Annotated in this window: 8 protein-coding genes; 6 read left to right on the forward strand and 2 right to left on the reverse strand. The window is 71.8% G+C overall.

Annotated features, from left to right (window positions below):
* Positions 1-451: 451 nt before the first annotated feature.
* Positions 452-1690: a thiolase family protein gene (locus tag ACF0H8_RS04555; RefSeq protein ID WP_395287800.1), complete on the reverse strand. Its 1239-nt coding sequence runs from the start codon at positions 1688-1690 to the stop codon at positions 452-454.
* Positions 1691-1877: 187 nt separating this feature from the next.
* Here ACF0H8_RS04555 and ACF0H8_RS04560 point away from each other — a divergent pair, with 187 nt between their 5' ends.
* The 5 genes from ACF0H8_RS04560 (at position 1878) to ACF0H8_RS04580 (ending at position 9575) form a co-directional block, all read left to right on the forward strand.
* Positions 1878-3944: a 3-hydroxyacyl-CoA dehydrogenase NAD-binding domain-containing protein gene (locus ACF0H8_RS04560; protein WP_395287801.1), complete on the forward strand. Its 2067-nt coding sequence runs from the start codon at positions 1878-1880 to the stop codon at positions 3942-3944.
* Entirely contained in the window at positions 3941-5122 is a 1182-nt protein-coding gene (locus ACF0H8_RS04565; RefSeq protein WP_395287802.1) for an acyl-CoA dehydrogenase family protein, read from the forward strand. Before ACF0H8_RS04560 ends, ACF0H8_RS04565 begins: the two co-directional genes overlap by 4 nt.
* A 5-nt stretch (positions 5123-5127) precedes the next feature.
* The gene (locus tag ACF0H8_RS04570) at positions 5128-6297 is read left to right on the forward strand and encodes an MFS transporter (protein WP_395287803.1); all 1170 of its coding nucleotides are present in this window, start codon (positions 5128-5130) and stop codon (positions 6295-6297) included.
* A 318-nt stretch (positions 6298-6615) separates the two neighbouring features.
* Positions 6616-8544 carry a 2-oxoacid:acceptor oxidoreductase subunit alpha gene (locus tag ACF0H8_RS04575; RefSeq protein ID WP_395287804.1) on the forward strand — a complete coding sequence of 643 codons (1929 nt, stop codon included), beginning with the start codon at positions 6616-6618 and terminating at the stop codon, positions 8542-8544.
* Positions 8529-9575 (forward strand): 2-oxoacid:ferredoxin oxidoreductase subunit beta, encoded by a 1047-nt coding sequence (locus ACF0H8_RS04580; RefSeq protein ID WP_395287805.1) that lies wholly within the window; start codon positions 8529-8531, stop codon positions 9573-9575. The genes ACF0H8_RS04575 and ACF0H8_RS04580 overlap by 16 nt, the downstream gene beginning before the upstream one ends.
* A gap of 137 nt (positions 9576-9712) precedes the next feature.
* On the opposite strand, the gene fdxA is transcribed toward ACF0H8_RS04580, so the two are convergent.
* Entirely contained in the window at positions 9713-10042 is a 330-nt protein-coding gene (fdxA, locus tag ACF0H8_RS04585) for a ferredoxin (protein ID WP_395287806.1), read from the reverse strand.
* A 117-nt stretch (positions 10043-10159) separates the two neighbouring features.
* On the opposite strand from fdxA, the gene ACF0H8_RS04590 reads away from it, so the two are divergent.
* Positions 10160-11902, forward strand: a complete 1743-nt coding sequence (locus tag ACF0H8_RS04590; RefSeq protein ID WP_395287807.1) for an FAD-dependent oxidoreductase — start codon at positions 10160-10162, stop codon at positions 11900-11902.
* Positions 11903-12168: the final 266 nt, after the last annotated feature.

The raw sequence follows: 12168 nt of genomic DNA on the forward strand, positions 1-12168 counted from the left end.
CCAGCGGGAACGACTGGTCCGCTCCAGCAGCCGATGGCACGACCGCCGCCGCCAGCAGGCAGTCTGGTGCGCGCCTGGACCTCCCCGGCGGCGCTCGCGGCCTACGGCGACTTGCTCGGCCGCCAGCGGAGGCAGCTGGCCACCAACCGCCCGCACTTGCACTCTGCCGGACACGCTGCAGCGGCTCTTGGAGGAGGAGCGCCTTGGGGCACGCTGAGCTGCCCATGGGCAACCGGATCGTCATGCGCCGCTTTGCAAGGTGCCGTGCGCCGCCGCGCGGAGGGACCCGACCAGCGGACCGTTCGGCTACGGCCGGCGGTAGCGGATCGGTCGGTGAATCTAGGAGAACGAAGGCGAGTAAGGGCTGACGTGACCGAACGCCGACGCACGCCATGTGCACGCGTATTCAGCACGAGATGTACCGCTCACTAGGGGCATTTCCCGCGAGCCGTCAGCCGTCGTAGCGGCGCAGCAGGGCAGCGAGGGCCTGCCCGCCGCCGATGCACAGGGAGACGACGGCGAGCTCGAGGTCCCGGCGCACGAGGTCTTTGGCGGCCCGGAGGGTCAGGATGGCCCCGGTCGCGCCGATGGGGTGGCCCAGGGCGATGGCGCCTCCGTAGGGGTTCGTCCGCTCGGGGTTTAGGCCGGCGTCGCGGATCACGGCCAGCGCCTGGGCGGCGAAGGCCTCGTTGAGCTCGACGACGTCCACGTCGGCGACGGTGAGCCCGTTGCGCTCCAGGAGCCTGCCGATGGCCAGGGTCGGCGCGTAGCCCATGATCTCGGGCTCCAGCGCTGCCGTCGTCACGGACTCGAGGACGGCGAGCGGTCTCAGCCCACGGTCTTGGGCGACCGACTCGCGCGTGAGCACGAGGGCTGCGGCGGCGTCGTTGATCCCCGAGGCGTTGCCCGGGGTGACCGTGCCTCCGTCCTCGAACACCGGGCGGAGGCGGGAGAGGGCCTCGACGGTGGTGTCGGGCCGGGGGTGCTCGTCGTCGGTGATGACCGCCGGTCGCCGCCCGCCGATCTCGACGGGAACCATCTCTTCGGCGAAGGCCTCCCGGGCCTCGGCCTGGGCCGCTCGGCGCTGACTCTCGGCGGCGAAGGCGTCCTGGTCGGCCCGGCTGACGCCGTACCGCCTGGCGACCGCCTCGGCCGTACGGCCCATGTGGATGCCGTGGAAGGGATCGGTGAGGAGAGCGACGGTCCCGTCGACAAACGTGCGGTCGCCGAGGGCATAGCCCGTACGGGCCGAGAAGTCCAGGAACGGCTGGCGGGTCATGTTCTCGTCACCCCCGGCGACGGCGAAGGCCACCTCGGGGTCGCAGCGTAGCTGCATCGCCGCGGACCACACGGCCTGCAGGCCGCTGCCGCACAGGCGGTTGACGGTGTACGCCGGGGTCTTGTCGGGCAGGCCCGCGGCGAGGGTTACGCGCCGGGCGTTGTAGGCGTCCGGCCCGGTCTGCCCCACGCAGCCCATGACAACCTCCCCCACCTCCTCGGCGGCCACGCCGGCGCGGGCCAGCGCCCCACGCACCGCCGTGGCGCCCAGCTCATGCGCCGGCACGGACTTGAAGGCGCCGCCGAAGGACCCGACCGGGGTGCGGGCCCCGTCCAGCAGGACGATGCGGTCTTGCATGTCTTCCTCCTCGTCGAGGGCGAGCCACCGCGGGCAGGCGCGCGGTTTCTGCATCAGACACTACATCAGTGTATGCAAAAGAGGGCGTGTTCGGGGGGTGGGCCGCAGCAAGGCGGCGGCGGGCGGCGCTTATTGACAAACATGTATACACGGACGGGGGATCCGCGTACAGTCGCCGCCATCCAGCGGGCGACGGCGGGGCCGTCCCCGCGGGTGCTATCGCCGACGACCCGGAGGACCCGTGACAGCGTCAACAGCCGTGGCCGAGCGCCCGGTCCTTCTCCGCACCGCCGACGTCGAGGTCGCCGGAGCAGGCACCATCGCCGTCGTCACCATCAGCCCGGAGGTCCCCGCACAGCCTGCGACGCTGGGCGTGAGCGGCCTGGCCGAGCTCGAGGCCACGGTGCACGAGCTCGCCGCACGGGCGGCTTCCGGGGCGCTCGCCGGCGCAGTGCTCACCGGAGCGGGGGAGACGTTCCTTGCCGGCGCCGACCTCGGCGTCATCCGGCAGACCGCAGACCGCGAGAGCGCCCGGGCGCTCGGCGCGGCGGGCCACCGTGTCGTGGCGGCCCTCATGGACCTCGCCGTTCCCACGCTCGCCCACCTCAACGGCACGACGCTGGGTGGCGGGCTCGAGATCGCCCTGGCGTGCACCTACCGGACGGCGGCCCCAGGTGTCCGGCGCATCGGCCTGCCCGAGACGTACTTGGGCCTGGTACCGGGCTGGGGTGGGTGCACGAACCTGCCACGTCTTGTCGGTGCAGATGCCGCGTTGCGTGTCATCATCGACAATCCCGCGGCCAACAACCGGCTGCTGGATGCCGGACAGGCCGCCGACCTCGGGATCGTCGACGCGCTCGTCGAGGACCCCGATGCCGCCCTGGCCTGGCTCGGTGCCATCCTCGCCGGGCGGCAGGCCGCCCGGCGCAGGCCCGAGGATGACGCCCAGACCTGGCGGCGCGCCGTCGAGCACCGCCGCCTGCTTGTCGAGGCACGCGCCGAGGGTGAGGCCCCCGCGCCGGGCCGAGCTCTCGATCTCGTGGCCGCCTCCCGGCTGCGTGACCGGGCAGCGTCGTTCGCCGCCGAGGACGATGCGCTCGCGGAGCTGATCGTCTCCGAGCCGCTACGCGCGAGCCTGTACGCCTTCGATCTGCTCACACGCCGTGCCCGCCGGCCGGCTGGGGTGCCTGACGTGCAGCCGCGCCCAATCGCTCGCGCGGGGATCGTGGGCGCTGGGCTCATGGCCAGCCAGGTGGGGCTGTTGCTCGCCGGATCGCTCGGCGTTCCCGTGACACTGACCGAGGTGGACGACCAACGCGCCGCTCAAGGGCTGGCCCGGGTTCACGAGGGGATCGACGGTCTGGCCCGCCGCGGCCGGCTGAGGCCAGGCGAGCGCGAGCGCCTGCGCGCGCTGATCACCGTTACCACCGACCTGGCTCTTCTCGCCGACGCAGATCTCGTCGTCGAGGCGGTCGTCGAGGAGATGGGCGTCAAGCGGCACGTTCTGAGCCGGGTCGAGCAGGTGGTCGGTCCCCAGACGGTCCTCGCCACCAACACCTCGGCGCTGTCCGTCACCGAGATGGCGGCCGGCCTCGACCACCCCGAACGCGTGGTGGGCCTCCACTTCTTCAACCCGGTGGCGAGCATGCCTCTGGCCGAGGTGGTGCGCGCGGACCACACTGACGACGTCGTGTACGCCACCGCCTTCGCGGTGGCCAAGGCGTCCGGCAAGGTGGCGGTCGCTGTGCGTGACACGCCGGGCTTCGTGGTGAACCGGTTGCTGCTGCGAATGCTCGCCGAGGTGTTCGGCGCGCTCGAGGAGGGCACCGACGTGCTCGTGGCCGACCGTGCGCTGCGTCCGATGGGCCTGCCCATGGGCCCCTTCCAGCTCGTCCAGCTCGTCGGGGGCGCCGTCGTTCTCCACGTCATCGACGAGCTCCGGGCGCGGCTGGGCGACCGGTTCGCGAGTTCCCCGGGTCTTGCGCGGATGGTCGAAGAGGGCCGGCCGTTCGTCCTCGCCGAGGGGCGGCCGATCCCGGGCTCGCCAGTGGATCCAGAGATCAGGGAGTACTTCGGCTTACGGCGGGCCGCCACGCCGGCGGACGAGGAGGCGCTCCTGCGGCGCGTCCAGCGGGCGCTGGCAGAGGAAGTGTCGCTGCTGCTCACCGAGCGGGTGGTGGAGGACGTGCGCGACGTCGACCTCGCCATGCTGCTCGGGGCGGGCTGGCCCCTGCACAACGGCGGGATCACCCCGTACCTCCGCCGCATGGTCGGTTGGACGGCGCCGACGGAACCGGTGAAGGCATGAGCACCGTGGGCACGCCGCTCGGCGACGCCTGGGACCTGCTGAGCGCCGAGTCGCTGATCAGCGACGACGAGCGGGCGGTAGGTCGGCGCGTGCGCGAGCTGGTCGACACCACCGTCCGGCCCCGGGTCGCCGAGTGGTACGAGGCCGGAACCTACCCGGCCGAGGTCGTCCGGGAGCTCGCGCGGCAGGGCCTCCTCGGCATGCACCTGGACGGCTACGGCTGCGCCGCCCGCTCCGCCGTCGAGAACGGCCTGGCCGCCATGGAGCTCGAGGCCGGCGACTCGGGGCTGCGCACGTTCGTCAGCGTGCACAGCGCCCTCGCCATGACGGCCATCCATCGGTGGGGCTCCGCCGAGCAGCGGAACGCCTGGCTGCCGCGCATGGCAGCCGGCGAGGCCATCGGCTGCTTCGCGATCACCGAGCGCGAGGCCGGCTCGGACCCCGCCGGCATGACGACCTTCGCCCGACGGGACGGCGGCGACTGGGTGATCACGGGGACCAAGCGCTGGATCACCCTCGCCTCTCTCGCGGACGTGGCGGTGGTCTGGGCGATGACCGACGACGGCCTGCGTGGTTTCCTGGTGCCGACCGACGCCCCCGGGTACCACGCGAGCCCCATCGGGCCGAAGCTCTCGCTGAGGCTCTCGGTGGAGTGTGACGTCCTCCTCGACGAGGTGCGCCTGCCCTGTGACGCCGTGCTCCCCGGCGCGTCGGGGATGTCCGGGCCGCTGTCCTGCCTGAACGAGGCGCGCTACCTCATCGCCTGGGGCGTGCTCGGCGCGGCGCGTGACAGCCTCGACGCCGTGCTGCGCCACGCGGCGCAGCGCCGGCAGTTCGGCAAGCCGCTCGCCGCGTTCCAGCTGACTCAGCAGAAGCTGGTCGACATGGCGCTCGAGCTTGACAAGGGCATCCTCCTCGCCGTCCAGCTCGGCCGCCTCAAGGATGCCGGGCTGCTGCGTCCCCACCACATCTCTGCCGGCAAGCTCAACAACACGCGCGAGGCGATCGCCATCGCCCGCCAGGCGCGGGCGATGCTCGGTGGCGACGGCATCACGACGGCGCACTCCCCGCTGCGGCACGCCAGCAACCTGGAGGCGGTCCGCACTTACGAGGGCACCGACGAGGTGCACACCCTGGTGCTCGGCAAGCGCATGACCGGGCTGTCGGCCTTCGCGTAGCGGCTGTGGACGCCCGTGCGGTGGCCCTGGTCACATCCACCAGCCTGCTCGCCTCGTCGATGGTCGTGCCGGTGCTCGTCGGAGTGCTGGCGGTTGAGATGCAGGGCGAGCTCGGGTTCGGTGACAAGGGCCTGGGCGTCGCGGTCTCCGTCTTCTGGGCTGCCACCAGCGCGCTGGCGCCGCTGGGGGGACGCCTCGCCGACCATCACGGGTGGCGCCCGGCGGCGGTGTGCGGAGTGATGCTCGTGGCCGCGGCAACCGTGGGCATCGCGACGCTCGCGACATCCCTCGCGCACATCGTTGCCTGGCTGGTCGTGGCCGCGGCCGGCTACGCGATCTGCTCTCCCACGAGCAACCTCGTCCTGCTGCGGCACACCCCGCGGGCCCAGAGCGCCCGCCTCTTCGGCGTCAAGCAGTCCGCCCCACCGTTGGTGTCCATGCTGGCAGGCGTCAGCGTGCCCGTGGTCGCGCTCACGGTGGGCTGGCGCTGGGCGTTCCTCCTCGGGCTGTTTGCGTTGCCCCTCGTCCTGTGGGGCGTCCGGCGGCCAGACGCCGCCCTGCCGGCTCTCGGCGCCGCGAAGAACCGGTGCGTGCCCCCCGAGACGGGGCGTGCAGGCAGGAGTGCCTCCCCCATCTGGCCCCTTGTCCTGGCGGCTGGCCTGGGGACCCTGGCGATGTCGTGCCTGACCACCTTCGGCGTGCGGACCCTGGTCGAGGCGGAACTGTCGACAGGCGCGGCCGGCCTGGTCTTCGCCGTCGCGAGCGCTCTGGCGCTGGTGCTGCGGCTCGCCGCCGGCTGGTACCTCGACGGGCGCGTCGAGGGCGACCTGCGGCCGGTGCTCGGCATCATGCTCGGTGCGGTCACGGGCCTCCTCCTGGTGGCCTCAGGGTCGACGCAACTGGTCGTCGCCGGCGTCGTGCTCGGCATCGTGGCGGCGTGGGGCTGGCCGCCCCTCCTCCTGCTGGCCGTGCTGCAGGCGCGTGCAGACGCACCGGCGCGCACCTCTGGGTCCCTGCAGGTCGGTTCGGGCCTGGGGTCCGCGTTGGGCCCTTCTCTGTTCGGCGTCCTGACGGGCTATGGAGGCTTCGTCGCTGCCTGGGCCGGCCTTGCGCTGGCCACGGCGGTCGCGGCCGTCCTCGTCTGGACGGCGCACGGGCGACTGCGTGGAACATAGGTGGCAAGCGCCGCGAACGCACGGGCCGCGTGGGACATAGTCGCAAGCGCTCCGAACGCAGGGAGTCGCACGGCCGTGCTGGCCGGGCGGCGGGGCGCGGACGGGGACCCTAACGTGCCCGCGCCTGCGCGGAAGTCCTTGCCGGGGCGGGTGGGGTGCCCTACAGTTGAGGCGATTCAGTATCAGGAATTGGTCGCCGTGGGCCAAGGGCGGCACGCAGCCAGGGTGAGACCTAGGAGCACCTCAAGGATCTGCACGTCCCACGCTCTCCGTGGGCAGGCGATCCCTCGTGCTCATGATCCGGGGAGGGGTCGATCGATGAAGCCGACCAAGGGGCTTGATCGCGTCGTGGTGAGGTTCGCCGGCGACTCCGGAGACGGGATGCAGCTCGTCGGTGACCGGTTCACCGCTGAGGCCGCGTCGTTCGGCAACGACGTCTCCACCCTGCCGAACTTCCCGGCCGAGATTCGTGCCCCCGCCGGGACCCTGGCCGGCGTGTCGAGCTTCCAGCTGCAGTTCGCGGACTACGACATCCTCACCCCGGGCGACGCCCCCGACGTCCTCGTGGCGATGAACCCGGCCGCGCTCCGGGCCAACCTGCCGGACCTGCGGCCCGGCGGGGACCTCATCGTCGACACCGCCGAGTTCACGCCCCGTGCGCTCAAGAAGGTCGGATACGACACCAACCCGCTGCAGGACGGGTCGCTGAGCGCGTACTCGGTGCACGGGGTGGACATGACGAAGCTTGCGGTGGCCGCCGTCGAGCACCTGGGGCTGGGCCGCAAGGACGCGGCCCGGGTGAAGAACATGTTCGCCCTCGGCCTGCTCTCCTGGCTTTTCCAGCGCCCGCTCGAGGGCACCGTCGCGTTCCTCGAGGCCCGCTTCGCCAAGCGGCCCGAGGTCGCCGCGGCCAACGTGGCTGCCCTGCGTGCGGGGTGGAACTACGGTGACACCACCGAGTCGTTCTCGTCGAACTTCAAGGTGGCGCCGGCGACACTCCCGCCCGGGCGCTACCGCAACGTGTCCGGCAGCCTGGCGTTGTCCTACGGCCTCATGGCGGCATCCGTCCGCTCGGGGCTGCCCCTGTTCCTCGGCGCCTACCCCATCACGCCGGCCTCCAACATCCTGCACGAGCTGAGCCGGCACAAGGACGCGGGGGTGACCACCTTCCAGGCCGAGGACGAGATCGCCGGGGTCGGCGCGGCGCTGGGGGCCGCCTTCGGCGGCATGCTCGCCGTCACGACCACCTCCGGTCCCGGTTTCGTCCTCAAGGCCGAGACGATCGGGCTCGCCGTCTCCCTCGAGCTGCCCCTTGTCATCGTCGACGTCCAGCGCGGCGGGCCGTCCACCGGGCTGCCGACGAAGACGGAGCAGGCCGACCTGCTCACGGCCATGTTCGGTCGCAACGGCGAGGCCCCTGTCCCGATCGTCGCCCCGCAGTCGCCGGCGGACTGCTTCGACGCCGCGTTCGAGGCGTGCCGGATCGCAGTCACCTCCCGCACGCCGGTCGTCCTGCTCTCCGACGGCTACCTGGCCAACGGCTCCGAACCGTGGAGGGTCCCGGAGCTTTCGAGCCTCCCGGTGATCGAGCCGGCGTTCGCCACCGCGCGGAACCACACGACGGCCGACGGCGAAGAGGTCTTCTGGCCATACGCTCGGGACGAGCTGACGCTGGCGCGACCATGGGCCGTCCCCGGGACGCCGGGGCTCGAGCACCGCATCGGCGGCATCGAGAAGTCGGACGGGCCGGGCGAGATCTCCTACGCGCCGGACAACCACCAGCGCATGGTGACGCTGCGCCAGCGGAAGGTCGACCGTGTGGCGGACTGGCTGCCGCCCGTCCTCGTCGAGGACCCGGGGGCGGAGCGGGGGGAGGGTGCGTCGGTGCTGGTGCTCGGCTGGGGGTCCACGTACGGCCCCGTCGGCGCCGCCTGCCGCAGGATCCGGCGCACCGGCCGCCGGGTGGCTCAGGCCCACCTGCGCCACCTCAACCCGTTTCCCAACGACCTCGGTGCCATCCTGCGGCGCTACGAGCGGGTGATCGTCCCCGAGATGAACCTCGGCTACGGGTACGGCGGGCAGCTGGCAATGCTCCTGCGGGCGAAGTACCTCGTCGACGTCCAGGGGCACCAGCAGGTGCGCGGCATGCCGTTCAAACCCGCAGAGCTGGCCGAGGTGCTGGTGGAGGCGATCGACGCGCTTTCCAGTGACGATGAGAAGGCAGGTGCGACATGGTTGCAGAGCTGAAGCTGTCCCGGGCCGTGCCCGGCGCCACCGAGCCGCAGACGCGCAAGGACTTCACCTCCTCGCAGGAGGTGCGGTGGTGCCCCGGTTGTGGCGACTACGCAATCCTGGCCGCGGTCCAGGGCTTCCTGCCCGAGCTCGGGGTCCGGCGCGAGAACATCGTGTTCGTCTCCGGCATCGGCTGCTCGTCGCGGTTTCCGTACTACCTCGAGACGTACGGGATGCACTCGATCCACGGCCGGGCCCCGGCCATCGCCACCGGCCTGTCGGTGACGCGGCCAGACCTGTCGGTCTGGGTCGTCACCGGCGACGGAGACGCCCTGTCGATCGGGGGGAACCACCTCATCCACGCGCTGCGGCGGAACGTGGACATCAAGATCCTGCTGTTCAACAACCGCATCTACGGTCTCACGAAAGGGCAGTACTCCCCGACGTCCGAGGTCGGCAAGATCACCAAGTCCAGCCCCGCCGGGTCGGTGGACGAACCCCTCGACGCTGTTTCCCTCGCGCTCGGGGCCGGCGCGACGTTTGTCGCCCGCACGATCGACTCCGACCGCGCCCACCTCACCGGTGTCCTGCGCGCGGCGGCGGAGCATCCGGGCACCGCCCTGGTGGAGATCTACCAGAACTGCAACATCTTCAACGACGGCGCCTTCGAGGAGCTGAAGTCACCGGACACTCGGGATGCGCGCCTGCTCCGTCTCGAGCGTGGGGTCCCGATGACGTTAGGTGCGGAGGGTTCGGGGCGGGTCGTCCTCGGCGAGGACGGCGCCCTGGAGGTGACCTACGACACCACGCGCGGGGGCCTTGTGCATGACCCGGCGGCGGCCGACCCGTCCCGGGCGTTCGCACTCTCCCGACTGGGAGCGGCGCCTGGGGGCGTCGTGCCGATCGGGGTGTTCCGCGACGTCGTACGGCCCACCTACGACGCCCGCGTCGCCGAGCAGCTGGTGACGGCGAACGGGACCGACCCGGTTCGCCGTGCGCAGGCCGTGGAGCGCACGATGCTCGGCACGGATTCCTGGACCGTCTGATGGCGGGCGGAGGGCTGCCGGCGCACGGTCCCAACAACGGCGCCCTCACATGACGAGCGCGACCGGCACGACGAGACTCGCCGTCCTGGACGGCGGGTCTCGGTCCAGCGTGACCGGTGGCGGGTCGGCGCCCGGTGTCACTCGGCGCCGTGCACCTGCAGAGGGAGGGTAGCGATGAGCGGGTGGTCCTTGTGGATGGGGCCGACCTTCGAGGCGCCACCCGGGCTGCCGAGCTCGGAGAAGAACTCCACGTTCGCGCGGTGGTACTCCGACCACTGCTGGGGCAGGTCCTCCTCGTAGTAGATGGCCTCGACCGGGCAGACGGGCTCGCACGCGCCGCAGTCGACGCACTCCTCGGTCTGGATGTACATCGCCCGTTCGCCCTCGTAGATGCAGTCGACGGGACACTCGTCGACGCAGGCCTTGTCCTTCACGTCCACGCAGGGCTGTGCGATCACGTACGTCACGGGGCACCTCCTCGTTCCCGACACCCGCTCTCGCTCATCGGCCGCGGGCTATTGACAGTATACCTGATCATCATATTCCCTAACTGTCAAGGTGATGGTCCAACCGAAGGGGACGACATGAACGACCAGGTGCCTCCGACGACGATGTCGGAGACGGAACCCGTCATCGTGGTCGGGGCCGGGCTCTCCGGCCTCGCCACCGCCCTGGGCGTGGCCCTGCGCGGGCACAGGGCCGTGGTGCTCGAGGCGGCAGACCTCGTGGGGGGTGCCGCCGCCTACTCCGGCGGGCAGGTGTGGTCGGGCGCGAACCACGTGGAGGCGCGGCAGGGCATCGCGGACACGCTGGAGCTGACCGAGCGGTACGTGCGCGACATCGCCCGCTCGGCCCCGGAGGTTCTGGACGAGGCGGCGATGCTCAGGTGGATCGCGGCCTCTCCGGTGGCCATGAAGTACTGGGAGGAAATCGGTGCCATCCGCTGGCAGGTCATCCCCGGCCTGGCCGACTATCACAACGAGGCCGAGGGGGCCCTGCCAGAGGGGCGCTACCTGACCAACCAGGTCATCGACGGCAGCGTGCTGGGGGAGTGGCGGCAGCGCCTGCGCTACAGCCCCTACTTCCCCGTGGGCACCACCTACGACGACATGCTCAACAAGGGGCGGCGGGCGTCCTACGTGGACGAGTCGGGCGAGCAGAACGCGCCGACCAAGCACGCCCACGCCGGGCTTCCTGCCTTCGGTCTGGCGGACGGGACCGGGCCGGCGGAGCGCGACGCAGGGGGTGACGACCCGCTGACGTTCGGCACCGGCGTGGTGGCGTCGTTCCTCGCCCGCGTGCTGCAGGAGGACCGCATCGAGATCCGGCTGCAGCACCGTGTCACGGAGCTTCTCCGGCGTGACGGCGGACCCGTCATGGGGGTCCGGGCGGAGACGCCCGAGGGCGCCGTCGACCTGCACGGCCCGGTCGTCCTCGCGACCAGCACGTACGACTGGGACCCGGAGCTCGTGGAGGAGATGCTGGGCCTGCCCCCGGAGGACTTCGGCAGCGTTGCCCCCGAGACGCTCCGCGGCGACGCGATCAGGCTCGCCCGCGCGATCGGGGCCGCGGTCGCGAAGATCCCGGCCACCAGCGTGCCGATCCTGCCCGGCTGGAAGTCCCAGGTGGGCACCGGGTACGGTTACGGCCCGGAGTACGCCATGCCGCACTCGATGATCGTCGACAGCGCGGGCAACCGGTACTGCAACGACTCCTACTGGGTCGACATCGTCGCGAAGACCCTGGCGCCGGGGGACCGGCACCTGCCGTTCTTCCTCATCTGGGACGACCAGCATCGGCAGAAGTACGGGCTCGCGGCGACTCCGCCGGGAGGGGAGTACCCCGAGGGGTGGGTCGTCTCCGCGGCGACCCTCGAGGAGCTCGGCGAGAAGCTCGGCATCGACGGTGCGCAGCTCGCCGAGACGGCCCGACGGTTCAGCGAGAACGCCGCCCGCGGCGTCGACCCCGACTTCGGTCGTGGCACGGTCACCTACGTCAACAAGTTCGCCGGCGACCCGACCAACGAGCCGAGTCCCGTGCTCGGGCCTATCGTGCAGGCGCCGTTCCACGGCATCCGGCTGAAGTTCGTGGGCACCGGCATCGGGTCGAGCGGCGTGCGGATCGACGGCGACGGCCGGGTGCTCGACGAGTCGGGCGGGGTCGTGCCCGGGCTCTACGCCGTGGGCTCGGCCGCGGGGATGACCACCACGGGCACTGGCTACAACAGCGGGTTCGCGCTGGGCCGCGGCATCACGCTCGCCTACCTCGTCGCCCAGCAGCTCGCCGGCGAGCCCGTCGACGAGCTGGTGACCCAGGCGGCGCGCTAGGCCTCGGCGTCGGTGAGGCTCGCCGACGGCGGCCGCCGGGCCCCGAAGCCGGCGGCCGCCTCTCAGGCGGGCTGGCGCCGGCTCCACCGGAGCGCCCGGGGGCGTGATGCCCTTGTCGGACATTGTCCCGCACCGGGCCGGAGCACCCGTCGGACATGTGGGTCCCGTTGGGCGACGCCCACAAAGCCGCAGTGAAAGCCCTGGTCCCCTGGGACGGCTCGTGCTAGCGTCCAGATAAATCATGCGCATCATATGGATGGAGGTGG

Origin of the sequence: Georgenia sp. AZ-5 (assembly GCF_043952095.1) — a bacterium.
Classification (GTDB): domain Bacteria; phylum Actinomycetota; class Actinomycetes; order Actinomycetales; family Actinomycetaceae; genus Georgenia.